Source organism: Rhodospirillaceae bacterium, assembly GCA_028819475.1.
In the GTDB taxonomy this organism is placed as follows: Bacteria; Pseudomonadota; Alphaproteobacteria; order Bin65; family Bin65; genus Bin65.
In genome coordinates this window covers 279196-305864 of record JAPPLJ010000030.1, presented here as the reverse complement: position 1 = coordinate 305864, position 26669 = coordinate 279196, and the positions used below count along the sequence as shown (strand labels likewise).

At 69.1% G+C, this 26669-nt stretch carries 24 protein-coding genes; 9 read left to right on the top strand and 15 right to left on the bottom strand.

The window, feature by feature from the left end:
* Positions 1-2: 2 nt before the first annotated feature.
* A complete protein-coding gene (locus OXM58_09020) occupies positions 3-1262 on the bottom strand; it encodes an ABC transporter substrate-binding protein (protein ID MDE0148503.1) in 1260 nt (419 codons plus the stop codon).
* Between the two features lie 257 nt (positions 1263-1519).
* Positions 1520-3169, bottom strand: coding sequence for a SulP family inorganic anion transporter (locus OXM58_09015; protein MDE0148502.1), 1650 nt, complete (start codon positions 3167-3169; stop codon positions 1520-1522).
* Between the two features lie 186 nt (positions 3170-3355).
* Here OXM58_09015 and OXM58_09010 point away from each other — a divergent pair, with 186 nt between their 5' ends.
* The 4 genes from OXM58_09010 (at position 3356) to OXM58_08995 (ending at position 6222) form a co-directional block, all read left to right on the top strand.
* Positions 3356-4042 (top strand): DUF2461 domain-containing protein, encoded by a 687-nt coding sequence (locus tag OXM58_09010; protein MDE0148501.1) that lies wholly within the window; start codon positions 3356-3358, stop codon positions 4040-4042.
* 202 nt (positions 4043-4244) lie between these two features.
* Positions 4245-4811: a hypothetical protein gene (locus OXM58_09005; protein MDE0148500.1), complete on the top strand. Its 567-nt coding sequence runs from the start codon at positions 4245-4247 to the stop codon at positions 4809-4811.
* Positions 4808-5110 carry a transcriptional regulator gene (locus OXM58_09000; GenBank protein MDE0148499.1) on the top strand — a complete coding sequence of 101 codons (303 nt, stop codon included), beginning with the start codon at positions 4808-4810 and terminating at the stop codon, positions 5108-5110. The genes OXM58_09005 and OXM58_09000 overlap by 4 nt, the downstream gene beginning before the upstream one ends.
* A gap of 26 nt (positions 5111-5136) precedes the next feature.
* Positions 5137-6222, top strand: a complete 1086-nt coding sequence (locus OXM58_08995) for a hypothetical protein (protein ID MDE0148498.1) — start codon at positions 5137-5139, stop codon at positions 6220-6222.
* Positions 6223-6243: 21 nt separating this feature from the next.
* Here OXM58_08995 and OXM58_08990 read toward each other — a convergent pair whose 3' ends face one another.
* The gene (locus OXM58_08990; GenBank protein MDE0148497.1) at positions 6244-7074 is read right to left on the bottom strand and encodes an SDR family NAD(P)-dependent oxidoreductase; all 831 of its coding nucleotides are present in this window, start codon (positions 7072-7074) and stop codon (positions 6244-6246) included.
* 234 nt (positions 7075-7308) lie between these two features.
* On the opposite strand from OXM58_08990, the gene OXM58_08985 reads away from it, so the two are divergent.
* On the top strand, positions 7309-7806 hold the full coding sequence (locus OXM58_08985; GenBank protein ID MDE0148496.1) for a nuclear transport factor 2 family protein: 498 nt from the start codon (positions 7309-7311) through the stop codon (positions 7804-7806).
* A gap of 139 nt (positions 7807-7945) precedes the next feature.
* Complete coding sequence (locus OXM58_08980; GenBank protein ID MDE0148495.1) at positions 7946-8662, top strand: hypothetical protein; 717 nt, start codon at positions 7946-7948, stop codon at positions 8660-8662.
* Between the two features lie 257 nt (positions 8663-8919).
* On the opposite strand, the gene OXM58_08975 is transcribed toward OXM58_08980, so the two are convergent.
* The gene (locus OXM58_08975) at positions 8920-9435 is read right to left on the bottom strand and encodes an adenine phosphoribosyltransferase (GenBank protein MDE0148494.1); all 516 of its coding nucleotides are present in this window, start codon (positions 9433-9435) and stop codon (positions 8920-8922) included.
* A 185-nt stretch (positions 9436-9620) separates the two neighbouring features.
* On the opposite strand from OXM58_08975, the gene hmgA reads away from it, so the two are divergent.
* Positions 9621-10967, top strand: coding sequence for a homogentisate 1,2-dioxygenase (gene hmgA, locus OXM58_08970; protein ID MDE0148493.1), 1347 nt, complete (start codon positions 9621-9623; stop codon positions 10965-10967).
* 168 nt (positions 10968-11135) lie between these two features.
* Here hmgA and OXM58_08965 read toward each other — a convergent pair whose 3' ends face one another.
* Complete coding sequence (locus OXM58_08965; GenBank protein ID MDE0148492.1) at positions 11136-12371, bottom strand: Zn-dependent hydrolase; 1236 nt, start codon at positions 12369-12371, stop codon at positions 11136-11138.
* A 124-nt stretch (positions 12372-12495) separates the two neighbouring features.
* Here OXM58_08965 and OXM58_08960 point away from each other — a divergent pair, with 124 nt between their 5' ends.
* Positions 12496-14043 carry an AMP-binding protein gene (locus OXM58_08960; protein ID MDE0148491.1) on the top strand — a complete coding sequence of 516 codons (1548 nt, stop codon included), beginning with the start codon at positions 12496-12498 and terminating at the stop codon, positions 14041-14043.
* Positions 14044-14066: 23 nt separating this feature from the next.
* Here OXM58_08960 and OXM58_08955 read toward each other — a convergent pair whose 3' ends face one another.
* The 6 genes from OXM58_08955 to OXM58_08930 form a co-directional block, all read right to left on the bottom strand.
* Positions 14067-15650 (bottom strand): Rieske 2Fe-2S domain-containing protein, encoded by a 1584-nt coding sequence (locus OXM58_08955; GenBank protein MDE0148490.1) that lies wholly within the window; start codon positions 15648-15650, stop codon positions 14067-14069.
* 74 nt (positions 15651-15724) lie between these two features.
* Complete coding sequence (locus OXM58_08950; protein ID MDE0148489.1) at positions 15725-16444, bottom strand: ABC transporter ATP-binding protein; 720 nt, start codon at positions 16442-16444, stop codon at positions 15725-15727.
* Entirely contained in the window at positions 16441-17157 is a 717-nt protein-coding gene (locus OXM58_08945; GenBank protein MDE0148488.1) for an ABC transporter ATP-binding protein, read from the bottom strand. The genes OXM58_08950 and OXM58_08945 overlap by 4 nt, the downstream gene beginning before the upstream one ends.
* A 4-nt stretch (positions 17158-17161) precedes the next feature.
* Positions 17162-18091 (bottom strand): branched-chain amino acid ABC transporter permease, encoded by a 930-nt coding sequence (locus OXM58_08940; protein MDE0148487.1) that lies wholly within the window; start codon positions 18089-18091, stop codon positions 17162-17164.
* Positions 18088-18975, bottom strand: coding sequence for a branched-chain amino acid ABC transporter permease (locus OXM58_08935; GenBank protein ID MDE0148486.1), 888 nt, complete (start codon positions 18973-18975; stop codon positions 18088-18090). The genes OXM58_08940 and OXM58_08935 overlap by 4 nt, the downstream gene beginning before the upstream one ends.
* An 83-nt stretch (positions 18976-19058) precedes the next feature.
* Positions 19059-20237: an amino acid ABC transporter substrate-binding protein gene (locus tag OXM58_08930; protein MDE0148485.1), complete on the bottom strand. Its 1179-nt coding sequence runs from the start codon at positions 20235-20237 to the stop codon at positions 19059-19061.
* Between the two features lie 211 nt (positions 20238-20448).
* Between OXM58_08930 and OXM58_08925 the strand changes: the two genes are divergently transcribed.
* Positions 20449-21435 carry a Gfo/Idh/MocA family oxidoreductase gene (locus OXM58_08925; protein ID MDE0148484.1) on the top strand — a complete coding sequence of 329 codons (987 nt, stop codon included), beginning with the start codon at positions 20449-20451 and terminating at the stop codon, positions 21433-21435.
* Positions 21436-22175: 740 nt separating this feature from the next.
* Here OXM58_08925 and OXM58_08920 read toward each other — a convergent pair.
* From OXM58_08920 to OXM58_08905, 4 genes are read right to left on the bottom strand one after another with little or no spacing between them, the layout of a single operon-like run.
* A complete protein-coding gene (locus OXM58_08920) occupies positions 22176-23003 on the bottom strand; it encodes an alpha/beta hydrolase (protein MDE0148483.1) in 828 nt (275 codons plus the stop codon).
* Positions 22993-25320 carry a xanthine dehydrogenase family protein molybdopterin-binding subunit gene (locus OXM58_08915; GenBank protein ID MDE0148482.1) on the bottom strand — a complete coding sequence of 776 codons (2328 nt, stop codon included), beginning with the start codon at positions 25318-25320 and terminating at the stop codon, positions 22993-22995. The genes OXM58_08920 and OXM58_08915 overlap by 11 nt, the downstream gene beginning before the upstream one ends.
* Positions 25317-25814 (bottom strand): (2Fe-2S)-binding protein, encoded by a 498-nt coding sequence (locus tag OXM58_08910; GenBank protein ID MDE0148481.1) that lies wholly within the window; start codon positions 25812-25814, stop codon positions 25317-25319. Before OXM58_08910 ends, OXM58_08915 begins: the two co-directional genes overlap by 4 nt.
* Positions 25811-26665 (bottom strand): xanthine dehydrogenase family protein subunit M, encoded by an 855-nt coding sequence (locus tag OXM58_08905; protein ID MDE0148480.1) that lies wholly within the window; start codon positions 26663-26665, stop codon positions 25811-25813. Before OXM58_08905 ends, OXM58_08910 begins: the two co-directional genes overlap by 4 nt.
* Between the last annotated feature and the right edge of the window lie 4 nt (positions 26666-26669).

Here is a 26669-nt window from a genome sequence, read left to right as displayed (position 1 = left end):
CGCTAGAACCTGCCTTTCCAGTCGTCCAGGGGCACGAAGCGGCCGCCGTCGACCACGGTATAGTAGACCCGGTCCAGGCCCTGCCGGCGATCGGTGGAGAAGGTGACCGGCACGCCGACGCCGAGATCGAAGTCCTTGACCGAGAACACGGCATTCTCGAGCTTGCCGCGTTCCGGGCTGTCGCCCATGCGCCGCAGAATCTCGACCATCAGCTTCGCGTCGAGAAAGCCCTCGAGGCTGACGAAGCTGTGGGCGAACGGCGTGTAGGCTTCCTTGAGCAGTTCCTTGGGCGGCTGCGGATTGTAGCGCTGCATCAGTTCGCGATACTCGCGGACCGCCGGAATCGAAGCGTCCTCGTAGCTCGGCACGACCTGGGAGTTGACCAGCAGCTCGGTGTAGCGCCGGGGCTCGTCCTGCGATTCGGCGATCAGCTTGAGCAGGTTCTCGCTGCCGACGAAGGAAAGATTGGCGATCGGCACGCGCAGGCCGTTGTCCACGGCGTCGCGCAGGAAGGCGGCGCAGGCCGCGTAGGCGCCGATGCAGATCACGGCATCGGCCCTCGCGTTCTTGAGGATCTGGGCCTGCCGGCGCATCACGCTGGTGAATTTCTGGCCGCGCCGGTAGGTCGCCTCGCCGACGATTTTCAGGTCGTATTTCCTGAGCGCGCGCCGGACGCCGGCCCAGCCGCTGCGGCCGTAGGCGTCGGCCTGGTAGAACATGCCGATGCGCTTCCGCCCGACCGAGACGAAATTATCGACCAGACCCTCGGTCTCCTGGCGGTAGGAGGCGCGCAGGTTGAATGCGAATTCCCCGTAGGGCGGCTGGCGTTGCGGCTGGGCGCCGGTGAAGGGAAAGAAGAGGAACGTCTTCTCGTTCTGGAACTTCTTCAGCAGCGGCAGGACCCGGGTCACGGTCGGCGTGCCGACATAGCCGAACAGGGCGAACACCCGGTCCTTCAGGATCAGCTTGACGGTATTCTCCACCGAAGGATTCGGCTGATAACCGTCGTCGTAGGTCCTGAGGACGATCTTGCGGCCGCTGATGCCGCCGGCCCGGTTGACATGGTTGAAATAGGCGTAGGCGCCGCGATAGAGCTCGATGCCGAGGCCGCGCGACGGGCCGGAGAACGCCGCCGACATGCCGAGGATGATTTCCGTATCGGTAAAGCCCGCGGCATTGCCGGATGCGGCGCGGCTCACGGACCACGGCAGGAAGAGGGAGGCGCCGGCGCCGAGCACCGTTCTCCTCGTCATCCGTTTCATGGGGCAGCCTTGCATATCGCCGCGGTCATCGGTTGCCGATCCGGCCCCGGCTCCCGCCGAACTGACCGGGGCCGGATAATTCCAATTTCAAACCATCGAAACGTCTGCGCGTGCCGTACATAACAGATTCTCGCGCCGATGTTGAGCGGTCGCTTGCGCATTCGCCCCGCCGGGATTCTTACCGCCGGCATTCTCACCGGCGCGTAGATTTCCGGGCACGCGCGGTGCACCGGTCTCGATCGGCCGGATGCGCCCGGTCACGACGGCCTGTTGTCCGCGGGCGGCGCGCCGGCCGGTACAAGAATGTCCCGCGCGACGCGGCGCGCTTCATCCAGCGTGCCGACGATCCGGTCCTGCGGCACGTCCCGCAGGGTATCGAAGGTCTCCAGCGTGGCCGCGGCATCGCCCGCCAGACCCATCGCGATGCAGGCCGTTCCCGATCCGGCCGCGACATCCAACAGCTGCTCGATCACCATGGCGGCGCTGTCGTCGATATAGGCGGTGCCCGAGAAGTCGAAGATGACGACCTCGTGCTCTCTTATGTCCGGGCCGATCACGCTGACGAGCTTGTGGGACGAGGCGACGGTCAGACTGCCCCTCAGCGCGACCATGCCGACCTGGGCGGCAAGCGGATCGGCGTTCGCCACCGCCGTATCTTCGGGAAAGAAGGTCGTGTCGAGAATCGGCACCGATACCACGCTGTCCAGCTCCAGCCGCTCCAGCCGCCGGGCATGGACCATTCCGCCGGCGATCAGGCCGATCGCCACCGCCGTGATCAGGTCGATGAATACCGTCAGGCAAAGCGTCGTCAGCATGATGAAGAGGTGCTCGCGCCGCAGGCGATGAACCCGCCGCAGCAGGCGCCAGTCGATAATGTCCCAGCCGACCTTCATCAGCACGCCGGCCAGCGCGGCGAGGGGAATCGGCTCGACGAAACCGCCCAGACCGAGCACCAGCGCGAACAGCAGCAGGGCGCGCAACACGCCCGAAACCGGCGTCGAACCGCCGGAGCGGATATTCGTGACCGTGCCCATGGTCGCCCCGGCGCCCGGCAGCGCCCCGAACAGCCCGGCGACCATGTTGCCGATGCCCTGGCCGACCAGCTCCCTGTCCGGGTTGTGGCGGTTCCCGGTCAGCGAATCGGCCACGAGCGACGTCAGCAGGCTGTCCACCGAGCCGAGCAGGGCAAGGATGATCGCCGGCTCCAGCGCCTGCAGGAGGAAGCCGGCCGACGGCAGCCCGATCTGCAACGCCGGCAGGCCGGTCGGGATGGCGCCGATCACCGGCGCGTCGGTCAACCAGAAAATGCCCAGCGCCGTTCCTGCGACCAGCGCCACCAGCGGGCCGGGCGCAAAGCGCGAAAACCGCCGGGGCCAGAGGAATCCGACGGCGAGCGAAACCGCACCGATGGCGAAGGCGCCGGTGTCGATGCTTTCCACCGCTTCCGGCAGCGCCCGGGCGGCGCCCATGGGCCCGCCCGTCGCGCCGGACGCGCCGAGCAGCGGCAGCGCCTGCATCAGCATGATGATGATGCCGATGCCGGACATGAAGCCGGACACGACCATGTTGGGCGTGTAGGCCACGAAGCGGCCGACTTTCGACAGGCCCAGAAGCACCTGTAGCAGGCCGGCCAGAACGACGACCGTGAGGGCTTCGGCAAGGCTGCCCGCATAGCTGGTGAGGACGACCGCCATGGCGACGGTCATGGGGGCGGTCGGGCCGGAAATCTGCGACCGCGTGCCGCCGAACACGGAGGCGAAGAAACCGACGGCGATCGCCCCGTACAGGCCCGCGGCTGCACCCATGCCCGAGGCGATGCCGAAGCCGAGCGCGACCGGCAACGCGACCACCATGGAGGTGACGCCGCCGAATATGTCGCCGCGGAGCGTGGCAAGATCGTATTTCATATCGGGATGCCGGATATTTTTTAATTTGATGTATCGATTTCCCTGGACGTTGAGAAGATACGATCTGCGCTCGGGTCCCTTGCAATAACATCGATCCGCCGGTTACAGGACTGTCCCGCGATCGGCGCGAACAGAGCCGAACGCAATCCTTCCCGCGCCTGACCCGCGCCTGACGTGGAACAACGGATGACGACCCAGCCGATTTCGCCCGCCCTCTTCGATTTCCTGCGCGCGCTCAGGGCCAACAACGAGCGGCCCTGGTTCGAGGCCAACAAGGCGCGCTACCGCGAAGAGGTACGCGATCCGATGCTCGATTTCATCGCCGCCTTCGCCCGTCCGCTGGCCGAGATCAGCCCGCATTTCCGCGCCGATCCGCGGCCCAACGGCGGCTCGCTGTTCCGCATCTACCGCGACACCCGCTTCGCCAAGGACAAAACGCCCTACAAGACCAATGTCGGCGCCCATTTCCGCCACGAGGCCGGCCGGGACGCCCATGCGCCGGGCTTCTACCTCCACCTGGAGCCGGATGGCTGCTTCGCCGGCTGCGGCGTCTGGCATCCCGACGGCCCGGCGCTGGCCGGTATCCGCGACGCCATCGTCGCACGGCCGGACGAATGGCGGCGACTCACGGCCGCCGCGGACTTCCTCGGCACGTTCGAAATGTGGGGCCAGTCGCTCAAGCGTCCGCCGCGCGGCTACGATCCCGACCATCCACTGATCGACGACCTCAAGCGCAAGGATTTCGTCGCCGTCACCCGCTTCTCGGAAGCCGAGGCCTGCGCGCCCGATTTCCCCGAACGCTTCGCCGCCATCGCCCGGACCGGCGCCGGCTTCACGGCCTTCCTCGCCGCCGCCGTCGGGGTGGCGTTTTAGATAGGATTCCTCTGCGAAATGCTGTGAGCGTCCGCAGAGTTATACCTTCCCCTCTTCAGAGGGGGAGGCCAGATGGGGGTGTGTCAGCGCCCGGCCCGGCTTTTCTGCCGTTCACTGAATTTTGAAATAGAGTACTCTAAAATACAGAGTAAAAATCGGCTATATCGAAACGCATCGCACATCCGGACCAGCGGGGGACGCCATGACCGTGACCAGGGACGCCGCCGCCTCGGCGCTGCACGCAATCGACAGGGCGGAACGGCACAGCCTCACGCTGTTCGGGTATTCGGCGGGCAGCCCCTACCTGCTGCTCTGGGGCCCGCTGTGGATCGTCGCCGGCGCAGTCGGGGCGCTCTCGCCGGAGAATGCCGGCATCGGCTGGGCCGCCGTCGACGCGATCGGCCTCGCCGGCACGGCCGGCCTCGTGATCGCCCAGAGCCGCCGTTTCGGAAAGAGCGGCGATCGGATTGCAACGTATCGCTTTTTCGGCGCCATCGTCGTCCTGGCGGCGTTCATCTCGATGACTCTCGCAGTCTTCGCGCCGGTTTCCGGCGTCCAGGTCCAGACCTTCATCGTCCTGCTGGTCGCGGCGGCCTACGCGCTCGTCGGGTGCTGGCTCGGCCTGCGGTTCGCGGCCGTCGGGGCGACACTCGCCGGCTTCGCGGTCGGCGCTTTCTACCATGCGCCGGCCCACGCGGCTTACATCGTGCCGCTGCTTGGCGGCGGCGCGCTGATTCTCGGCGGCCTCTGGCTGCGGCGCGCGCGATGAGCGGGCCCGACGAGATCGTCCACCAGACGACGCGCCTCAGGGTCCTGTCGGCGCTGAACGCCCTGCCGCGCCGGGAAAGGCTCGAATTCGTCCGGCTCAAGGCGATCACCGGCGCGACCGACGGCAATCTCGGCGCCCATCTGACGACCCTGGAGAAGGCCGGCTATATCGAGATCGTCAAGGATTTCGCCGGCCGCAAGCCGCGGACCCGCGCCGGCCTCACAAGCGCGGGACGGCGAGCCTTCCGGGACCATGTCGCCTATCTGCGCGACATTCTGGACGGCGAAGGCGGCGCCTGAACCATCCCTCGCAGGGAGGAGGAACCATGACCGCCAGCCGCAGTCTGTTCGCCGGCGCCCTCGCCCTGTTGTGCCTGGCCGGCCCTGCCGCACCGGCCGGAGCGGAATCGCCGGTCGTGCCCCTGGTGAGCTACCACCAGTATTGGGACCACCACTGGTTCGTCTGGCTGCCGCGCCACCCGGTGTACGAGAGCGCGGAGATCATGTCGATCGACCGGGCCGGCAGCCCCTATCGCGCGGTCTGGGTGTTCTTCACCGAGCGAAAGGGCGCCAAGCGCCAGCTTCACTTTTTCGACGACAGGCGGATCGTCGAGAATTTTCCGGGCAGCCACTACCGGCCGATCGTCTACCGGCGGTCCGGCGCTGCAGGACGGGCGCAAAGCGTCCGGGCGGCATTGAACGGCCCGGACGGCGCGCCAACCGAGATTGCCATCAACCTCGCCGACCGGCCGCTCGCCCCTGTCCGGACCGGCCTGACCGACCAGTCGGGACATTCCGCCGACCGGCATTTTCTTCTGTTCCACCGCGATCGCAATGCCCTGACGCGGCGCAACGAGGTGCGGATCGGCGGTCGCGACTACTCATTCGGCCCGGGCGACGACCCGGCGGGCAAGCATGGTTTTGTGGCGGCCTACAGCGCCGGCATCCAGATCGCCGTCATCCCGTTCGGCCGCTGGTCGTTCGTGCGGCGCAGTACGCAACTGAACTCCGGGCCGGCCGGCTTTCCCTTCGCGGTCGGGTCGTCCGAAAGCGGCACGCGCCTGACCGCACCCATGCCGGGCTACCGCAACCGGATTACCGTCGCTCTGGGCGGCGCCGGCGCGCTCGCCGGATACCGGCACGCCGCGGCGACGCACCGGCTTACACTCAATCTGGACGGCGCGCTGCCGCTCACGCCGGGTGCGCCCCGGACTGCGCGCGGGTTCGTCATCCACATGAATCCGAAAAACCCGGTGGCGCGCGGCGAAGTGGTCTCCGCGCCGATGGCGGGCGGCCGCCGCCTGACCTGGCGCTTTGACTCGCCGCGCTGGGCGGCGAACTATCCGTTCGAGTCGGTCATCCGGGCGAACGGCAGCGGCCACACCCTGACGATCCGCTCGCTGCGCCGGTAGCTGCCGCGTACCGATGGCCGCTCAGGAGTACCGTTCCAGCACCCGGTCGCGGATGCCGGCCGGCACGAGGATGCGGAACAGGCGCGCCACCCAGGTCGCGCGGGTCACATAGTAGCGCGCCTTCGGCCTCGGGCTTTCGAGGGCGTGGATCAGCTTCGCGGTCACCGCCTCCGGGCCGAGTTCGCCCGGATCCCGGCGCGTCTCCGGATCGTAGAGGCGCGGTTCGAGCACCGTGTCGTAGAAGTCCCGCCACGCGCTGTTCTCCCTGTCGATCCATTTTTCGTAGTGCGGGCGCGATTTCACGCGGATTGAGGTGGTGATCGGGCCGGGCAGGATGAGCGAAACCTTTATCGGCGTGCCGCGCAGCTCCAGCCGGAGCGTATCGGTCAGCCCTTCCATGGCGTGCTTGGTCGCCGTGTAGGCGCCGCGAAAGCGAATGTAGGCGAAGCCCAGGACCGAGGAGCAGTTGACGATCCGGCCCCGGCCGCGCTGCCGCATGGCGCGGATCGCCTGGCGCGCCAGCTCGTGCGGCCCGAACAGGTTGGCCCGGAAGATCGCCTCCAGCGCCTCGTAGCTGAAATCCTCCGCCGCGCCGGGCATGGCGTAGGCGCCGTTGTTGAAAAGCGCGTCGAGCGCGCCGTCGCAGCGGTCCAGCGCCTCCGCCATCGCCGCGTCGATCGAGGCCGGATCGCTATAGTCGAGGCGGAAGCTCTCCAGTCCCTCGTCGCGCAGCGCGGCGCAATCTGCCTCCTGCCGGCAGGTCGCCAAGACCCGCCAGCCGCGGCGCTGCAGCGTCCGCGCGGCGTCCAGCCCGATGCCGGAAGAACAGCCGGTGATGAGCACCGTCTTCATGCCGCCGATCGGAAACCGGGGCGGCGGGCGCGGTCAACCGGAAAATGCTGCGCCCCGGCCATCCCCGGCCACCCACGGCGGGCGGAAGCAACGCTCTGCCGCATTGGCTGCGGGTCGGGCGATGGGGCAGTATCCGCCCGCCGGTCGGCGCGGCGCGGCAGGGATTGCACGCGCGCCGGGCGGCCGGGTTTCTCCCGTTCCCCGCGCCCGTTCACCGCATCAAGGCCGCCCCCGATGAGCGCTTCCGACAACACCGGCAGTTTCAGCACCCTTCTCACGAATTTCGCCGCCGCCGTCGCAGCGGGCGACGGGACGGCGTTGGCCGCGCTGTTCACCGAGGACGGCGTCTATGACGACATTTTCTACGGCGAGTTCCACGGCCGCGACGCCATCCGCGACATGCTGGAAAAAATCTTCTGGCGCGACGGCAGGGACTTCGACTGGGAGTTCCGCCACCCGGTGTCGACGGCGGAGGTCGGCTACGCCTCGTGGCTGTTCAGCTACACCAGCACGACGAAGCATAACAGGGGCAGGCGCTGCGGCTTCGAGGGCGTCGGCGTGTTCCACCTGCGCGACGGGCTGATCGCGCGCTACGAGGACCGGTGCAACGCCGTGGCGCCGCTGCACGACATGGGCGTGCCGTTCGAGGTCATCGACCGCCTGGCCGGCAAGTGGCATTCGGCCTTCCTCGCCCGCGCCGGGGCCGACCGGCACATGAAGCGCCGTGCCTGACGGCCGCGCGCCCACAAGCGTAACCGCAACGGACGCCGCCGCCATGGCCGCACCGAAACCGCCGCAGAGATCGCGCGGAAGAGCCCCGCGGAAACCTGCGCAAAAACCCCGGCAAACATCCGGGCGAAAATCCGGCATCGTGCAGATCGGCCCGCCCGATTTCGCCGCCCTCGGCGCGGACCGGCTGGAGGCCCTGCTCGACGCCGGCGAGGAGGTCGTGCGCTGCCGGCGTGTCCTGGCGCGCAGCGGCGAGAACCCGATCAGCGAACTGCTGGGCGCGCGCAGTTTCTACGAGTGGGACCATCACCCGCGGGGCGACGTGTGCGATCCCGAGACCCTCGCCCAGTATTTCTACCACGCCCATCCCGGCCCGACCGCCGGCGGCGAGCACGGCCATTTCCACACCTTCCTGCGCGGTCCCGGCATGCCGGAATCCTGCCGGCCGCTCGCCGGGCCCGACGGCGCGCCGCCGGCCGACCGCGAGGACGCCGTCGCCCATCTGGTCGCGATCGGCATGGACGAGTTCGGCCGGCCGGTCAGCCTGTTCACAGTCAACCGCTGGGTGACCGACGAGACCTGGTTCGCCGCGCCCGACGTGATCGCCATGCTCGACCGCTTCGTGGTCGATCTCGCCCGGCCGTCTTGGCCGGTCAACCGCTGGATCACGGCGATGGTCGACCTGTTCCGGCCGCAGATCGAGGCGCTGATCGAGGCGCGCGACCGGGTCGTCGACGAGCGCGCCCGCCGCCTCGGCCGCGATGTCTACGAAGACCGCGATCTCGAGGTCACCGCCCTCTGCCCGGTCGACGTCGACGCCCAGATCGACGCCATCGCCGAAGCCCTCGGCGCGGTGTGAGTCCCCGGAGGCGGGCGTCTCGGAAGACATCGGCCACGGCTAGCTTCTCCTGCGACAAGGGTTTCGACAGAATCCCCCTCCCCTTGGGGGAGGGGCCAGGGGAGGGGTCGGCTGCTGCCGCACGGACGCCCGGTTCCGGCGAGTCTTCGGCCGCCGCATACCCCTCCCCCTAACCCCCTCCCCCAAGGGGAGGGGGGACGCCCTGCTTGCCTTTCGGTTCCCAATCGCGCCCGTTTCCCGGTGGAACCAGAAGGGCCCTATTCCTCGTAGCGGATCAGGGTTTCGAGGGGGATGTCGAGGCCGGCGCGGCCGTTCAGGAAGGTCAGCTCGATCAGGCAGGCCGCGGCGGCGACGGTGCCGCCGACCTTGCGGATCAGCTCGATCGAGGCCCGGAGCGTGCCGCCGGTGGCGATCAGGTCGTCGAGCAGCACGACCCGCTGGCCCGGCATCACGGCATCGGCCTGGATTTCCACCCGGTCCGAGCCGTATTCGAGATCGTAGCTGTGGCCGGCGGTTTCGCCGGGCAGCTTGCCCTGCTTGCGCACCATGACGAAGCCGCAGCCCAGCCGCAGCGCGAGCGGCGCGGCGACCAGGAAACCGCGGGCTTCGATGCCGGCCAGCACCTCCGGCCGGTAGGGCGCGACCGCATCGGCCAGCCGCCCGACCGCCTCCTGCCACGCCGCCGGATGGGCCAGCAGGGTGGAGATGTCGTAGAACAGGATGCCCGGTTTCGGAAAATCCGGGATGCCGCGGATATGGTCCTTCAGATCCATCGCGCGCCGCCCCTCCCTCGGTGACCGCTCCGGCGCAGCATAGCCGCCGATCCGGGAGCGCGGAACCGGGTTCGCCGATCCGCTCGGGGGCAACGCGCGACTCCCGCGCCGTGCCGGAATCGGCTAGGCTCGCGATAAATTCCAGCTTCGGACCCCGATACGAGACCCGGATACGAGATAGGGCCATGAACGAGCTCGCCCCCGCCCACCGGCCGGCAACCGCGGCCGGCAGCCCTGCCCCCACGGCGGCCGGCACGATGACCGGCTTCGGCAACGAACACGCGACGGAAGCCCTGCCCGGCGCTCTGCCCGAGGGCCGCAACTCGCCCCAGCGGCCGGCCTACGGCCTCTATGCCGAGCAGATCAGCGGCACCGCCTTCACCGCGCCGCGGGCGCAGAACCGGCGGACCTGGTTCTACCGCATCGCGCCCTCGGTCCTCGCCCAGGGCGAGTGGCGCCGCATCGACCTGCCGCTCTGGCTGACCGCGCCGTCGGCGGACGGAACCTACCCGCATGCCCAGTGCCGCTGGTCGCCGCAGCCGGCGCCCGAAGCGCCGGCCGACTTCCTCGACGGCATGGCGAGCTATGTCTGGAACGGCGACATGGGCGCCGGGGCCGGCCTGGCGGTCCACCTGTATCGAGCCAACGCCTCGATGGAGCGGCGCTATTTCAAAAACGCCGACGCCGAGATGGTGCTGCTGCCGGAGACCGGGAACGTGCGCCTGCGCACCGAATGCGGCGCGCTCGATCTCACGCCCGGCGACTTCGCGGTGATCCCGCGCGGCATCAAGATCGCCGTCGATCTGCCGGACGGCCCGTCGCGCGGCTATCTGTGCGAGAATTACGGCGCGCCCTTCGAGCTGCCGGACCTCGGCCCGATCGGGTCCAACGGCCTCGCCAACCCGCGCGATTTCCACTATCCGCAGGCGGCCTACGAGGACATGGCGGGCGCGTTCGAGCTGGTGCAGAAGGCCGGCGGCGCCTTCCACGCCTGCGCGCTCGCCCGTTCGCCGCTCGACGTCGTCGCCTGGCACGGCAGCCACGCGCCCTGCAAATACGACCTGCGCGATTTCAACGTGCTCGGCTCGATCAGCTTCGACCATCCGGACCCGTCGATCTTCACCGTGCTGACCTCGCGCTCCGACACGCCGGGCGTCGCCAACGCCGATCTCGTCGTTTTCGCGCCGCGCTGGCTGGTCGGCCAGGACACCTTCCGGCCGCCCTGGTATCACCTCAACACGATGAGCGAGTTCATGGGGCTGCTCTACGGCGTCTATGACGCCAGGCCGAAGGGCTTCCTGCCCGGCGGCGCCAGCCTGCACAACTGCATGATCCCGCACGGTCCGTCGCCGGAGAGCTTCGAGGCGGCGAGCGCCCACGACCTGTCGCCCCAGCATATCGACAGCGGCATCAGCTTCATGTTCGAGAGCCGCCATCCCTACCGCGTCACCGACCACGCCATGAACGGCGGCGCCCTCCAGACCGACTACCCGGCCGACTGGCAAGGGCTGAAGCGGCAGTTTACGGGGTAGGGGACGGGGGCGGGGCTGTGCCGTTGGCCCTTCGATACGCGGCCCTTCGGCAAGCTCAGGACAGGCTTTTCGGCCGCTACTCAGGATGAGGGACAACGGTGAAAGGCAAAAGTTTTCCCTCATCCCGAGTAGGCGCGGAGCGCCGTATCGAGGGGCGCGCCGCCCCCTTCACCCCACCGCCCGGTCCAGCACGGCCTTGAGCAGCACCTCGGCGCCGGCGGCGCAGTCCTCCCGCGTGGCGTTCTCGATCTCGTTGTGGCTGATGCCGTCTTCGCACGGGATGAAGATCATGCCGGTCGGGGCGATGCGGGCGATATAGACCGCATCGTGGCCGGCGCCGGAGACGATGTCGCGCCAGGCGTGGCCGCCCTGCTCGGCGGCGCTGCGCACGGCGGAAACGCAGGCTTCGTCGAAGGGCTGGGCCGGGAATTCCCAAAAATCGACGATCTCGACGGTGCAGCCCGCGGCCCCGGCGATCTCGGCGAACTCGGCGCGCAGCCGGTCGTTCATCGCGGCGAGGGTGGCGTCGTCCGGGTGGCGCAGGTCGACGGTGAAGAAGACCTTGCCGGGGATCGTGTTGCGCGAGTTCGGGCTGGCGTCGACGAAGCCGACGGTGGCGCAGGCGTAGGGCGGGAAGGCGTGGCCGAGCCGGTTGATCGCGTCGATCATGCGGGCGGCGGCGACCAGCGCGTCCTTGCGCAGGGGCATCGGCGTCGGGCCGGCATGGGCCTCCTGCCCGGTCACGGTGATCTCGTACCAGTGCTGGCCCTGGGCGCCGGTCACGACGCCGATGGTCTTCGCCTCGTTCTCCAGGATCGGGCCCTGCTCGATATGGGCCTCGAAGTAGGCGCCGACCGCGCGCCCGCCGACCGCCTCCGGGCCGTCGTAGCCGATGCGCTTCAGCTCGTCGCCGAGCAGGTCGCCGGTCACATTGTCCGGCCGGGCCAGCACCTCCTCCTCCGGGAACACGCCGGCGAAGGCGCCGGAGCCCATCATCGGCGGCGAGAAGCGGCTGCCCTCCTCGTTGGTCCAGGCGACGACCTCGACCGGCGCGTCGGTCTCGATCTCCAGGTCGTTGAGGGTGCGGACGACCTCCAGCCCGGCGAGCACGCCGTAGGCGCCGTCGAACTTGCCGCCGGTCGGCTGGGAATCGAGGTGGCTGCCGGTCATCACCGGCGGGCGGCTTTCGTCCTTGCCCGGCCGGCGGGCGAAGATGTTGCCGACCCGGTCGACGCGCACCGTGCAGCCGGCGGCCTCGCACCAGCGGATGAACAGGTCGCGGCCCTCCCGGTCGAGGTCGGTGAGCGCGAGCCGGCACACGCCGCCCTTCTCGGTCGCGCCGATCTGCGCCAGCTCCATCAGCGAGTCCCACAGCCGGTCGCCGTCGATCGTCAGGTTCCGCATGGCCGAATTCCCCGCAATGCCGTTGCGCTCCGCCGTTGCAATAGCGCCCGCGCCCGCCCGCCCGCAACCGGCATCTTGCGCCCGTCTTGCCATCCGCCGCGCGGGGCGGATAGTAACGGGCGCCATGAACCTCGCCGCCTTTCTTCACCGCCCCGCCCTGCTGAACCCGGATGCGACCGCGCTGGGCCTGGGCCATGCGCAGGTCGCGACCTACCGCGACTTCGCCCGGCAGGCCGCGGTGCTGGCCGGTCGGTTGACCGGGCGGCTCGGGCTCATGCCCGGCGACCGGGCGGCGCTCGTCATGGCGAACGTGCCCGATTACATGGTCGTCAAATACGCCTGCTGGCATGCCGGGATCTGCGCCGTGCCGGTCAACGCCAAGCTGCATCGCAAGGAATTCGCCTTCATCCTGGAGAATTGCGGCGCCCGGGTCTGCTTCACCGACCCGGAGAAGGCCGCGGCGGTCGCCGGGCTCGACGACGAGATCGGGACGCTTGAACGGATCGTCCCGACCGGCGGCGCGGAATGGGCCGCCCTGACGGACGGGGAGCCCGCCCCGATGGCAGAGGTCGATCCGGACGATCCGGCCTGGCTGTTCTACACCTCGGGCACCACCGGGCGGCCCAAGGGCGCGATCCTCAGCCACCGCAACCTGGTCAGCCAGACCATGAACTATTTCGCCGACGTCGGCGATATCGCGCCCGGCGACTGCATCGTCCATTGCGCGCCGGCGTCCCACGGCTCGGGCTGCTACGGCATCCCCCATGTCGCGCGCGGCGCGGCCCAGGTGTTTCCGGAGTCCGGCGGATTCGACCCGGCGGAGATGCTCGATCTGCTGCACAGCTGGCCGGGCGCGACCTTCTTCTTCGCGCCGACCATGGTGGTCCGCCTGCTCAACCATCCGGGCCTGGCGGAGGCGGACACGTCCAACCTCAAGCTCATCGTCTATGGCGGCGGGCCGATGTATGTCGAGGACCTGCTGCGCGGCATCGAAATCCTCGGCCCGAAATTCGTCCAGATCTACGGCCAGGGCGAGGCGCCGATGACGATCACCGGCCTGACCCGGGCGATGCACGAAGACAGCGGTCATCCGCGCTACCGGGAACGGCTCGGTTCGACCGGCGTGGCGCGCACCGATGTCGAGGTCCGGGTCGTCGATGCCGACGACAACCCCCTGCCGGCGGGCGAGATCGGCGAGGTCGTGTGCCGCGGCGACGTCATCATGCGCGGCTACTGGAACAATCCGGAGGCGACGGCCGCGACGCTGAAGGGCGGCTGGCTGCACACCGGCGACATGGGCGCGTTCGACGAGGACGGGTTTCTCACTCTCAAGGACCGCTCGAAGGACATGATCATCTCCGGCGGCACCAACATCTATCCGCGCGAGATCGAGGAGGTGCTGCTGAAGCATCCGGGCGTGCGCGAGGCCTCGGTGGTCGGCCGGCCGCACGAGGACTGGGGCGAGGAGGTCGTCGCCTTTATCGTTCCGGGCGATGGCGCGGGCGAAAGCGGCGATCCGACGGTCGAGGCGCTCGACCGGCTGTGCCTCGACAATATCGCCCGCTTCAAGCGCCCGAAGGACTATCGCTTCGTCGACGGCCTGCCGAAGAACAATTACGGCAAGGTGCTGAAGACCGAACTGCGTGCAATCCTGGAAGCGGAGGCCCGCTGAACGCGGCGCCGAACGCGCAGCGGTTAGATATCGATCTCGACGAAGCGCATGGCCTGGCGGGCCGTGCGGCGCACCATCTTGCGGCGCAGCGGCGATTGCAGCAGGCGGTTGAGCGCGGCGAGCGCCAGTTCGCCGGACCGGCCGCATTCCCCCGAGACCAGCAGGCTGCGCACCGACAACGCCGTCTTCAGCAGGTGGACGGAGACGATGTAGCGGTCCTGGCCGTGGTCGAACAGCGTTCGCTCGACTCCGGCGAAGAAGGCGTCCGGGTCGGCGACCGTCCACTCGTCCGGGTCTACGGTGTCGTCCTGGTGCCCGATGTTGCGGCCGGAAAAGCAGGCCATCTGCAACAGCCCGGCCGGCCACAGTTCCGGAAATTTCGAACACAGGCCAAGCACGGCGTCGGCGAAGGTGAGCGCGTGGGTCAGGTCGAGCCAGCCGAAATCGCCGCCATAGGGTTTGTCGAGATCGCCGAGGTGGCGGAGGTCGAACCGCACCATGTTGAGGGCGTTGGCCCCGAGCAGGCTGCGGAACAGCTCGAGCGGCGGCGCGGCGCCGTGCCCGGCGGTGAAGGCGAGCGCCTTGTTGGCGGGCAGCCCGGCATAGTCCGCCGCAGCGGGCGCCGAACCGTTGGGCGCCGATCCGAAATTCTCCAGGGCGTCGGCATAGGCTCGGAACTCGGGAATCAGGTCCTCGCGGAAGGCCGTCACCAGCCCGCGCACCAGCGACAGCAGGACCGGCTCCGCAACCTCCGCGCCCAGCCGGCGGATCAGCGCGCCGGCCTTGGTCACATAGATCGCGGCATGGCCGAAATCGGCGTAGTGGGCGAGCGCGGCGCGGGCCAGGCCGCGTTCCATGAGGCCCCAGGCGTCGCCGGCGGCGAGCGCCCCGCGGGTCAGGCGGATGGCGCGGGGCTCGTCTTCCTCCTCGACGGCCCGGACGAAAGCGTCCTCGTCCCAGTCCTCGGCGCCGTCGACATAGGGGTAGCGCGGTTCGCGCAGCGTGTCCTCGGCCATGTGGCCGACCGCCTCCAGCAGGCAGATGAGCCGGCTTTCCGGTTCGCCCTCGTATTCGTCGTAGAGCGCAAGCCAGTCCGCCGCGCCGGCATAGGCATGGGTCCAGCCGAATTCCAGCCGGTCGTGGGACCAGCGGATTGCTTCCCTGACGGCGATCGCGGGATCGACGCCGAGCCGCGCGATCCGGGCGATCTCGCGGGCGAGCCGGTCGTAGCCGTGGCGGTCGAAACCCTGTTTCAGATCCTTGAGAGACTTCGACAGCTGCTCGTCGACCGGCGGGTCGACGATCTCGATCCAGACGTCCGCGCCCCGGATTTCGACCGGATAGATGCGCAGCCGGTCGCCCTCGCGCTGGTTCTCGCCGGTTTCCAGGTCGAACTTCCAGTTATGCCAGTTGCAGGTCAGCAGGCAGTTGCCGTCGAGCGTACCCTCGCGCAGCGGATAGCCCTCGTGCGGGCAGCGGTTGTTGCAGGCGCGGATGCCCTTCGCGGTATCGAAGAGCGCGATCTGGCGGCCGTCGAGGCGGAAGACCGTGCGGCCCTTCCGGCGCAGTTCGTCGACGCTGACAGCCTTGATCCAGCCCTGTTTCATCGTTGCGCCTCGCCTGTCGCCCGCCGGGCGGCCGGACTCAATCTAGGCCATTCCGCAAATTCGGACAGGCCGGTTCACAACCCCAGATAGGCCCGCTGGACCCCGGCGTTGCCGAGCAGGTCGCGGCCCGAACCGGCAAGTGCGATTGAGCCGTTTTCGAGCACATAGGCCCGCTCGGCGAGTTCGAGCGAGAGGCCGACATTCTGCTCCGAGAGCAGGATCGTCATGCCGGCTCCGGCGAGGTCGCCGATGGCGTCGAAGATCAGGTCGACCATCACCGGCGCCAGCCCCAGGCTCGGTTCGTCGAGCAGCAGCAACCGCGGGCGGGACATCAGGCCGCGGCCCAGCGCCAGCATCTGCTGTTCGCCGCCGGAGAGCGTGCCCGCGGCCTGACGGCGGCGCTCCGCCAGCCGGGGGAATTGGGCATAGACCCCTTCCAGTTCTTCCCCCGCATGGGGCCGCGCCTGCCGGTTGATCGCGCCGAGCCGGAGGTTTTCCTCCACCGTCATGTCGGGAAAGACCAGCCGGCCTTCGGGCACCAGGACGAGGCCGGCGGCGACCCGCTGCGCCGCGCTCCAGCCTTCGACCGCGTCGCCCTTGTAGCGGATCGTGCCTGCCGACGGCGCGAGCAGGCCCGCCAGCATGGCCATGGTCGTCGTCTTGCCGGCGCCGTTGCCGCCGACCAGCGCCGTGATCCGCCCCGCCGGCACCGCGAAATCGATGCCGTGCAGCACCCGGAGCGGGCCGTAGCCGCCCGTCAGGCCTTCGACTTCGAGCAGCGCGCCGCCCGTCAATGCCGCCGCCCCAGATAGGCGGACCGGACCGCCGGATCGTCGGCGACCTGCGCCGGCAGCCCTGAGGCGATCAGTTCGCCGTGGTCCAGCACGACGACGTGGTCCGACAGCGCCATCAGCGCGCCCATGACATGCTCGATGATCATCACGGTAACGCCCATATCGTCCCGGATGCGGCGGACCATGGCGATCGTGTCCTGCACTTCGGCGGGCGTGAGGCCGGCCATCACTTCGTCCAGCATCAGAAGTTGCGGGCCGGTCGCCAGCGCCCGCGCCACCTCCAGCCGCTTCTGCTGCGCCAGGGTCAGGGCGCCCGCGGGACGGCCGGCCGCGCCCTCGAGTCCGGTCAGGCCGAGGATGGCGGCGGCGTCCGCCGGCGCGGCGGCGGGACGGTCCCGCGCCCCGAAGCGCAGGGCGGTTTCGACATTCTCCTGTACCGACAGGCTGCGGAACGGCCGCACGATCTGGAAGGTGCGCGCCACGCCGGCCGCGGCGACCCGGTGCGGCGGCAGGCCGGTGAGCCGCAGGTCGCGGAGCCGGACCGCGCCGGCGCTCGGCGTCAGGTTGCCCGCGATGATCGCGAACAGGGTGGTCTTGCCCGCGCCGTTGGCGCCCATGATGCCGAAGATGCTGCGCTCCGGCACCGCGAAGGAAACGTCCTGCAACGCCCGGACGCCGCCGAAGGACTTGCCGATCCGCTCGACGCTCAGCATGGCGCTAGCCGCTCGCCGTTGCAGCGTCCGGCGCCCGGCGGCGTTCGAACAGGCCGGAGACGCCGTTGGGCGCGAACAGGACGAAACCGACCAGCAAGGTGCCGAGGACGATCATGTAGACCTGCGGGAAGTTCGACCACAACAGTTCGGACAGCGCGACGAGGAACAGGGCGCCGAAGACCGGCCCGCGGGCATCCGCGCTGCCGCCGACGATCGCCATGGTGACGATGGTGAAGGAGACCACCGGATCGAACGCCTGTGCCGGCTCGAAATAGCCGGTGCGCAGGACGAACAGGGCGCCGACGAAGCCCGGCAGCAGGGCCGACAGCGCGAAGGCGAACAGCTTGAAGCGCACGGTCGGAACGCCGATCGTGCCCGCGGCCAGTTCGTCCTCGCGGATCGCCACCAGGCCGGCGCCGAGGCGCCGGCGGCGGATCGCGACCACCGCCAGGGTTCCGGCCAGCGCAAGCGCCGCCATCGCCCAGTAGAGGGTTTCCAGCGGCGGCCCGCCGAGGATCAGACGGCCGAACCTGCCGAGCGCGTTCTCGATATTGATGACGACATATTTGGCGAACTCGGCGAGGCCGAAGGTCAGGATCACGAAATAGGGCCCGCGCACCCGGAGCACCGGCAGGCCGACCAGCAGGGCGAACAGGCCGGCCGCCAGGGCGCCGAGCAAGGCGCCGGCCCAGACCGGCACCGCGCCCCAGGTCAGGACGAAGACATAGCCGCCGATGCCGGCGAACACGACATGGCCGAGCGAGATATAGCCGGCCAGGCCGGAGACGATTGTCCAGCTCTGCGCCAGGGCGATCCAGCCGAACAGGGCGAAGCCGACGCCGAGATAGTAGTCGCTGCCGAGCAGCGGCAGGACCAGGGCGATCGCCGCGACCAGCAGCAGCGGCACGGCCTCGCTCGGCGCAAGCAGCCTCATGTCAGGCGCCGCCGCTGCAGCAGGCCTTCCGGCCGCAGCACCAGGACCAGGATGAAGACGCCGTAGATCAGCACCGAACGCAGGTTTGCCGAGGTCAGCGCGACGCCGTAGGTCTCGATCAGGCCGAGCACCATGCCGGCCGCGATGCCGCCGGCCAGGTTGCCCAGCCCGCCCAGGACGATCACGACGAAGGCGACGATGGTGAAGGGGAAGCCCATGAACGGCGAAATCTGCTCGGTCACGCCGATCAGCGTCCCAGCCAGTCCGGCGAGCGCGAAGCCGAGCACGAAGGCGAACGCCTGCACCCGGTCGACATCGATACCGACGATCCGGCTTGCGGTGCGGTGCTGGATCAGGGCGCGGATCGACAGGCCGAGGGCGCTGAAGCGCAGGAACAGGACGATGGCGGCGGACAGGCCGAGGCAGACCGCCAGGGCGACGAGGCGGCTTTGGGTGATGCTGACCTCGCCGATGCGGACCAGGGTATCGAGGGCCTGATAGGTCCGCGGGCTGGCGGTAAAGGCGAGCGCCGTGAGGTTCTGGATGACGATCGAGATGCCGAAGAAGATCAGCAGCGAATTGGCCTCGATCCGCTCGATCGGCTGGCTGCCGGCGAGCTGGCGCCGGAACAGGCCGAAATAGAGCGCCGCGCCGGTGAGGCCGGCAAGCGCCCCGGCGGCGAGCATCGCCAGCACCGGCGAGACCGCCGCCAGCGTAAACAGCCAGTAGCCGGTGTAGGCGCCGATCATGACCAGGTCGCCATGGGCAATGTTCAGCAGCCGCATGGTGCCGTAGATCAGGTTCAGGCCAAGCGCCACCAGCCCGTAGATCGAGCCGATTATCAGGGCCGCCACCAGGAGCTGCCCCGACAGGAGAATCTCCACGTTCCGCTATCCGGTCCGGTTCGCAGAAAGAGGGAGCGGCACGAAGGCCGCTCCGTCACAACGCAGTCTGAAGCGAAACCGCCTTATTTCCAACCGGTCTTCGGCGCGAGCGGCGCGGTCTGGCGGTCTTTCGGCCAGACGATGTGCAGCTCGCCCTTCTGGATCTGCAGGAAGCCGGTCGGCGTCACGGCGTTCTGCACGCCGTCGAACCGGACCTTGCCGATGATGGTGTCGAAGGTGCCGGTCGAGATCGCCTGGCGCAGCTTGTTCTTGTCGAGGCCGGCCTTCGCAACCGCCTGCTCGAGAATTTCGACCGAGACCCAGGCCTCGACCGAATCGAGATAGTCCGGCTCCTGTTTGAATTTCTTCTTGTAGGCGGCGTAGAACGCCTTCGACCGGGCGTTGTCGCCGTGCGGCGACCAGTGGCCGAGGGTGACGATGCCGTCGGCCGCGCCCTTGAACATGCCGCGGAAGAAGCCGATGGCCGGCCCGACCAGCAGATACTGGAACTTCGCGGCGATGCCGACTTCGCGCGCCTTGTTGATGTAGAGGATGGAGTCGCCCGGATAGGCCAGCCCGATCACGCCGTCCGGGTTCGCCGCTTTCACCTTCACGAGGATGGCCGTCATGTCCTTGATGTTCGGCGGATAATCGGCATCGACGAGGACCTTTATCCCGGCGGCCTTCAGGGCCGGCATGAGGAATTTCTTGTTTTCCTGGCCGAAGGGAAGCTGGTTGGTCAGGACCGCCACGGACTTGACGCCGGCCGAATTGAGCAGCCCGACCATCGCGGTCGCCAGCTTGTCGGCCACCGCCGCGGTCGTGAACCAGATGTTGCCCGGCTTCATGTTGCGCAGCTGGACCGAGGAGGCCGTGCTGCCGATCATCGGGAACTTGTGCCGTTCGAGCACCGACGCGATGGCGAAGTGGTGCGGCGTGCCCCAGGGCGAGAGCAGCAGGTCCACCTTGTCCTGGGTGATCAGCTTCTCGTAGATCTTCACCGCGTTGCCGGGGTTCGACTGGTCGTCGTACTGGATCAGCGTGACCTTGCGCCTTTCCTTGCCGCCGATGTCCAGGCCGCCGCGGGCGTTCACCTGCTCCGCCCAAAGGTTGTAGGCGTTGATCTGCGACGGCGCGGCCGGCGCGAACAGGCCGGTCTTGGCGATCGAATAGCCGATCCTGACCTCGGCTGCCGCCGCCGGCGCCGCCCAGGCCGCAGCCGCAAGGGCCGAAACCGCCAAAGCTCCAACGAATTTCCTCATATGCGCAATCCTCCCGTTTCTGGTCCGGCCGCCGGGGGATCGGCGGCCGAAGAGCGCTCCGTTCGCACTTCACCGGGTTCTGCGCCCGCGGTCAATACCGAACAGCGTTCTTTTATTGAATTCACCCGGCGCCGGCAGCCATGATACACCGGCCTGGCGCCCGGAAACGGGCCAGGAAACGGGCCGGGAAACGGGCCGGGGGGAGAAAGCCGTGGGAATCGGGGTTGCCGTTATCGGGCTGGGCTGGTGGGGCCGCGAACTGGCGCGCGCGGCCGGCCATGTCCCCGGCCTCGATCTCGTCGCCGGCGTCTCGCCCGATGCCGAAGAGCGGAGGTCCTTCGCGCAGGACTTTGGCTGCCCTGCCGGGCCGGTTTTCGCCGACGCGCTGGCCGATCCTGCGGTCGACGCCGTGCTGATCGCCACGCCGCATTCGCTGCACGCCGAACAGGTCGCGGCCGCGGGCCGTGCCGGCAGGCATGTCTTCGTCGAGAAACCGTTCACGCTTACCGCGGCGAGCGGCCGGGCGGCGGCCGCGGCCTGCCGCGAAGCCGGCGCCGTGCTCGCCGTCGGGCACAACCGGCGGCTGAGCGGCGCGGCAACACGGTTGCGCGGCCTGCTGGAGGAGGGGGCTTTCGGAACGGTGCTCCATCTCGAAGGCCATTTCTCCAGCCCGAGCGCTCTCGCCTACCGCCCGGACATGTGGCGGGCGCAGCGCGCGGAAGCGCCGGGCGGCGGGATGGCCTCCATGGGGCTGCACATCGTCGATACGATGCAGTGGCTGTTCGGCCCGGTCGCCCGGGTCAGCTGCCTGGCACGCCGGGCCGCCGCGCCGGTGGATATCGACGATGCCACGACCGCGCTGCTCGAATTCGACTCGGGCCTGACCGCGACTCTCACCAGCCTGTTCGCGACGTCGCTCGACGCCTGGCTGCGGGTCTGCACCACGAACGGGATCTTCACCGCAAGCGACGACTTCGCACGCCTGACCCGCCTTCGCATCGACGGGACGATCGAAGCGCTGCCCGTCGAACCGGTCGATACGGTGGCAGAACAACTCGCCCGTTTTGCGGCGGCGATTCGCGGCGAAGGCAAGGTCGCCGTGACGCCGGAGGAGGCAATTTCCAACGTCGCCGTCATGGAAGCGCTGGCCGCCTCGGCCGCCGCGAACGGCGCATGGCGCGAAGCGCGGCATTCGTGAATATCGACAAGAATCAGATAATTTCCTTCCCCCTCTTCAGAGGATTCCTCTGCGAAAGGGTGCGCCGGACGGGCTGGAGGCCGGAAAACGGCCTGATTTTGAATAAATGTTCAAAATCAGTTTCCCTAAGTCTTTGAAATTGCTCTGTTTTTGGTATTAGACAGACCGTTCTAAATAATATGTTTTTTTGCACCCGGCAGCCCTAACCCTTTGGAATCGTTGGAAACACGCCCTTCGGGAATGCGCAAAATCAATCCGGATAGGAAATTTTCCAGCCTCCCGGCCGAGCGGCAGCGCCGGTCGACACCAGAGCGGCACCGCCAGGCAGGATCAGGGGCCAGGATCGGGGCCAGCATGGCCCGGCGGAATCGGAGGGTCGAACCGGACGGGGTCCGGCCGTCAAGCCCAATGGCGCTTGGGGCGGCGCACAGGATGGCCGGCTGGCGGCGGCGGGCCGGAAAGCGGGAAGAGCGGAACGGTCCCGCACGGTCCTCCGCCGGTTTCTTCGTTTGCTTCTTTTCGGGAGGGGCGTCGGCCGGCCGCGGCAGGCGCACTTCGGGCGTTGACGGGGCCGATATAGGGCGCGGGATGACCCGTGTCAAGGAAAATTATCGAAAAAAAGGAAATATTTTTGGAAACCGACCCGGCTCACGGCTTTTCGCAGGGGAATACTCTATCAGAGGGGGAGGAATTGGGGGATTTCGCGCCACCCTCTAAAGCCGGTCTCGATAGTCCCGGCTCTACCCCTGCTCCGCCATCCAGGCCGCGGCGCGTTCGGGCCACAGGCCGGCCGGGTTGCCGGTTTCGAGGCTGGCCTCCAGGTGGTCGCAGCCGTCGAGGATCATGGTTTCGACGCTGCCGCCGGCCGCTTCGAGGGCGTCGGCCATCGCCTGCCCCTGGGTGCGCAAATGCGGGAAATCCGCGCTGCCCCAGGCCAGCAGGAAAGGCGGGGTGCGTTCGATATTGGCGACCGGGCTGGCCGGCGTCTCGGCGCCGGACTCCTCCGGGCCGAGGAAACGCGGGCGCGCCGACATGCCGTTGCCGGGCCGGAAGTCGAACACGCCGGAGACCGGCAGGCAGCCGCGCACGGCATCCGGCGGCAACCCGCGCGCCGCCTGCCATCCGTCCGTCACCGCCATCAGCGCACTGTAGTGGCCGCCCGCCGAGTGGCCGCCGACGAACATCCGGCCGGGATCGCCGCCGACACCGCCGATCCGGCCGCGCAGCGCGGCAAAGCCGTCGAGCACATCGTGGAAGCCGTCTGGGAACAGGGTGCCCGGCGCCAGCCGGTAGCCGATCGAGGCGAAGGTCACGCCGCGTGCGGTCAGCGCCGGCGCCATGAAGGCCATCCATTCCTTGTAGCCGTTGGTCCAGCCGCCGCCGTGGATGAAGGCGAGCACGTCGCCGGTCGGCGCCGCGGCCCGAGCCACCAGCACGCTCTGATAGGCGTTGCCGCCATAGCGGAATTCTTCGTAGGCAACGCCCCCGGCGCGGCGCAGCACCTCTTCGTGATAGGGCCGGGCGAAATCCGAGAGCGGCTCCTGCGCGGGATAGTCGTCAATCCTCATCGCCGCCCTCCAGCATCCCGTCCAGCACCCGCTCCGGCGTCAGCGGCAGCCGGCGCAGCCGCGTGCCGATCGCCGCCGCCACCGCATTGGCGATCGCCGCCGGCACCGGCACCAGCCCGATCTCGCCGATCCCCTTGGCGCCGAACGGCCCGCCGGGTTCCGCGGCCTCGACGATGATGGAATGGATATCGAACGGCGCATCGAGCGATGTCGGCGCCTTGTAGTCCATCATCGACGGGTTCGCGAGGCGCGGCCCGTCGAACACCATCTCCTCGGTCAGCGCGAAGCCCATGCCCTGGACGAAGCCGCCCTCGATCTGCCCCTCGACCGAGCCGGGATTGATCGCCTTGCCGACATCCATCGCCGACCAGACCTCGGCGACTTCGGCCTTGCCGGTCGTCTCGTCGATTTCGATCGCCGCGATCATGCAGCCGAAGCTGTAGACCCCGATCTGGGGAAACGGCAGGCCCCTGGCGACGGCCCGTTTCGGATCGACGCTCGGCTGGTTGTAGACCCAGGTATCGGTGCCGACGATGGGGCCGCCGGCGGCCCAGTGCGCCCGGCCGGAGACTTCGAAGAAGCTCAGCTCCTTGTCCGGCACGCCCTTGATGCCGACCCGGCCGCCGTCGCGCAGTTCCAGGTCCTCGACGGCGCATTCGAAAATCTCCGAGGCGTGGCGCTTGATCTGCTCCGCCACCTTGTCCGCCGCCGCGACGACCGAGCGCCCGGTCGTGTAGGTGATGCGGCTCGCCGTCGTGCCCCAGTTGTAGGGCGAACCGTCGGTATCCGGGCTGGCGATCGCCACCCGGTCGACCGGAACCTTCAGCGCCGAGGCGCACATCTGGGTCAGCACTGTGTCGGAGCCCTGGCCGATATCCACCGCGCCGGTGTTGAGCACGACCGAGCCGTCCTCGAGCAGACGGACGATGGCGCCGGTCGCCAGCAGGCCGCTGATATGGGCGCAGGCCGCAACGCCCAGCGCGCGCCGCTTGCCCGGCGGCGCCGGCGGCTCCCGGCCCCGCGCCCAGCCCGCCGCCGCCTTCGCCTTCTCGATACATTCCGCCAGTCCGTTGGAGGCGACCTCGCCGCCGCCGAACCAGCGGTCGCCGGGCTGCATCCTGTTCTTCATGCGCAGGTCGAGCGGGTCCATGCCGAGCCGGCCGGCGATCTCGTCGATCTGGCTTTCGGTCGCGAAGGTGACCTGGGGATTGCCGAAGCCGCGGAACGCGCCGAAGCGCATGCGGTTGGTGTAGACCAGCTTGCCGGAGGCGCGGCAGTGCGGGATGCGGTAGGGCCCGCGGCTCATCAGCAGGCTGTAGCCGAGCACGCCGGGACTGTCGTCGCCATAGGCGCCGCAGTCCAGCACGGCGGTCAGTTCGCGCGCCACCAGCGTGCCGTCCTTCTTCGCGCCGGTCTTGCAGCGGATCTTGAACGGGTGGCGCGCGCGCACCGTCTCGAAATCCTCGGTCCGGTTGAGAATCAGCTTCACCGGACGGCCGGTCCTGAGCGCCAGCTGGACGACGAGCGGCTGGACGTGCGGCTCCATCTTGTTGCCGAAGCCGGCGCCGACCTTGGGCGTGAGGCAGCGCAGTTTCGACATCGGCAGTTGCAGGGCCTCGCAGACATTGGCCTGGACCCGGAACACCGACTGGTTGGCCGACCACAGGGTGACCCGGCCCTCGGCATCGACCTCCGCCAGCGCGCCGACCGGCTCGATGGAGAGATGCGCCTGGGCCGGCGTCTCGAAGTCGCCCTCGACGATCACGTCGCAATCCGCCCAGGCGGCGTCGACATCGCCTTCCGACAGTTCGGTCTCCGAGGCGACATTGCCGCCGCAGATGGCCGGAAAGACCTTGAAATAGTCCGCCAGCCCCTCGTGGATGAGCGGCGCATCCGGCGCCACGGCTTCCTCCGGCGTGGCGGCGACGGGCAGGTCCTCGTAGTCGACCCGGATCAGCGCCGCCGCCCGGCGCGCCGTCTCCTCGTCCTCAGCGGCGACGACGGCGACCGGCTCGCCCGGATAGCGCACCTTGCCCTTGGCGATGGCGGGCTCGTCCTTGATGAAGGCGCCCATGCGGCCGTCCGGGAAATCGTCGCCGGTCAGCACGCAGGCAACGCCCGGCACGGCGAGGGCGGCGCTCGTGTCGTATCCGAGGATGCGGGCATGGGCATGCGGGCTGGCGTGGATCGCAGCGTGCAGCATGCCGGGCCAGACCATGTCTGCGATATACGTTGCCCGGCCAGTGACCTTTTCCCGGGCATCGAGCCGGGGCAGGCTGCTGCCGACGCCGGTCGCAGCTGTATCGAGCGGGGTCACGGCCGCGCCTCCGAAGCGCTCACGACGGCTTCGACGATCTTCTTGTAGCCGGAACAGCGGCACAGGTTGCCGGACAGGCCCGCCCGCACCTCGTCGACCGTCAGCGGCGCGTTGCGGCGCAACAGGGCATGGGCCGAGATCAGGATGCCGGGCGTGCAGAAGCCGCATTGCACGGCGTTGCCTTCCGCCAGGGCCTGCTGGACCGGCGCCAGCGCGCCCGCCGGCGCCCCCGCCGGGACCAGGCCTTCGACGGTCACGATGTCCCGGTCCGCGCAGTTGAGCGCCAGCGACAGGCAGCTGCGCACCGGCTCGCCGTCGATCGTCACGGTGCAGGCGCCGCACACCCCCTGGTTGCAGCCGCGCTTCGCGCCGGTAAGGCCGAGGTCGTCGCGCAAGACGGTGAGCAGCGTCGTCCACGGCGCCACCGCCGCGACCGGCCGGTCGGCGCCGTTGACCCGAAGTGTGACGGGGAGCGTGACGGGTTCGCCGGTCATGGCGTCTCCGACAGTCTTTGCTGCGCCTCGACAATGGCCTGCCGGACCATCCGCGGCGCGACCCGGCGGCGGTAATCGGCGCTGGCGCGCACATCGTCGACCGGGTCGAACGCTTCGGCCAGCGCATCGGTCAGCCGCCGGATTTCTGTATCGTCCAGGCCGCCGCCGATCAGGTCCGCCTCGACATCGCGCCGCCGCACCGGCGCCGGTCCGCAGGCGCCGACGGCAACCGCCAGATGGGTGCAGGCCCCGCCGTCCATGCCGAGCACCAGCGCGACCGAAGCGATGGCGAAATCGCCGGCGACCCGCGCCAGTTTCGTATAGCTGCCGACCGTTCCCGCCGGCGCCGGAGGCAAAATGACGGATTCGATCAGTTCGCCCGGTTCGAGCGCGGTTTCGTACCAGTCGAGAAAGAAATCGCCGGCCGGGACGGTGCGGCGGCCCTCGGCGCCGATCAGCGAGAACCGCGCATCGGCAGCGAGCAGCGCGGGTGGATAATCGGCCGCCGGATCGGCGAAGGCGCAGGAACCGCCGATGGTGCCCATGTTGCGGACCGGCGGGTTGGCGATTTGCGCCGCGGCCTCGCTCAGCGCCCGCTGGCCGTCGCGCAGGTCGGTTTCCTCCGCGGTCTCGCGATGGCGGCGCATGGCGCCGATGACGACCGTTCCGTCCGGCTGGCGGGCCGCATCGCGCAGCCCGGCCACGTCGCGCAGGGAGACCAGCCGGACCGGCGCGACCAGGTCCGCGTTCATCATCGCCACCAGGGTCGCGCCGCCGGCAAGGCAGGCCGCGCCGTCCGCCTGCAGGGCGGCGACCGCGGCGTCGATACTGTCAGGCCTGACGAATTCCATCGCC

Bases quoted from the DNA above. Each gene is read 5' to 3' on its own strand.
- OXM58_09020 (MDE0148503.1), bottom strand. From the start codon at position 1,262: ATGAAACGGATGACGAGGAGAACGGTGCTCGGCGCCGGCGCCTCCCTC.
- OXM58_09015 (MDE0148502.1), bottom strand. From the start codon at position 3,169: ATGAAATACGATCTTGCCACGCTCCGCGGCGACATATTCGGCGGCGTC.
- OXM58_09010 (MDE0148501.1), top strand. From the start codon at position 3,356: ATGACGACCCAGCCGATTTCGCCCGCCCTCTTCGATTTCCTGCGCGCG.
- OXM58_09005 (MDE0148500.1), top strand. From the start codon at position 4,245: ATGACCGTGACCAGGGACGCCGCCGCCTCGGCGCTGCACGCAATCGAC.
- OXM58_09000 (MDE0148499.1), top strand. From the start codon at position 4,808: ATGAGCGGGCCCGACGAGATCGTCCACCAGACGACGCGCCTCAGGGTC.
- OXM58_08995 (MDE0148498.1), top strand. From the start codon at position 5,137: ATGACCGCCAGCCGCAGTCTGTTCGCCGGCGCCCTCGCCCTGTTGTGC.
- OXM58_08990 (MDE0148497.1), bottom strand. From the start codon at position 7,074: ATGAAGACGGTGCTCATCACCGGCTGTTCTTCCGGCATCGGGCTGGAC.
- OXM58_08985 (MDE0148496.1), top strand. From the start codon at position 7,309: ATGAGCGCTTCCGACAACACCGGCAGTTTCAGCACCCTTCTCACGAAT.
- OXM58_08975 (MDE0148494.1), bottom strand. From the start codon at position 9,435: ATGGATCTGAAGGACCATATCCGCGGCATCCCGGATTTTCCGAAACCG.
- hmgA (MDE0148493.1), top strand. From the start codon at position 9,621: ATGAACGAGCTCGCCCCCGCCCACCGGCCGGCAACCGCGGCCGGCAGC.
- OXM58_08965 (MDE0148492.1), bottom strand. From the start codon at position 12,371: ATGCGGAACCTGACGATCGACGGCGACCGGCTGTGGGACTCGCTGATG.
- OXM58_08960 (MDE0148491.1), top strand. From the start codon at position 12,496: ATGAACCTCGCCGCCTTTCTTCACCGCCCCGCCCTGCTGAACCCGGAT.
- OXM58_08955 (MDE0148490.1), bottom strand. From the start codon at position 15,650: ATGAAACAGGGCTGGATCAAGGCTGTCAGCGTCGACGAACTGCGCCGG.
- OXM58_08945 (MDE0148488.1), bottom strand. From the start codon at position 17,157: ATGCTGAGCGTCGAGCGGATCGGCAAGTCCTTCGGCGGCGTCCGGGCG.
- OXM58_08940 (MDE0148487.1), bottom strand. From the start codon at position 18,091: ATGAGGCTGCTTGCGCCGAGCGAGGCCGTGCCGCTGCTGCTGGTCGCG.
- OXM58_08930 (MDE0148485.1), bottom strand. From the start codon at position 20,237: ATGAGGAAATTCGTTGGAGCTTTGGCGGTTTCGGCCCTTGCGGCTGCG.
- OXM58_08920 (MDE0148483.1), bottom strand. From the start codon at position 23,003: ATGAGGATTGACGACTATCCCGCGCAGGAGCCGCTCTCGGATTTCGCC.
- OXM58_08910 (MDE0148481.1), bottom strand. From the start codon at position 25,814: ATGACCGGCGAACCCGTCACGCTCCCCGTCACACTTCGGGTCAACGGC.
- OXM58_08905 (MDE0148480.1), bottom strand. From the start codon at position 26,665: ATGGAATTCGTCAGGCCTGACAGTATCGACGCCGCGGTCGCCGCCCTG.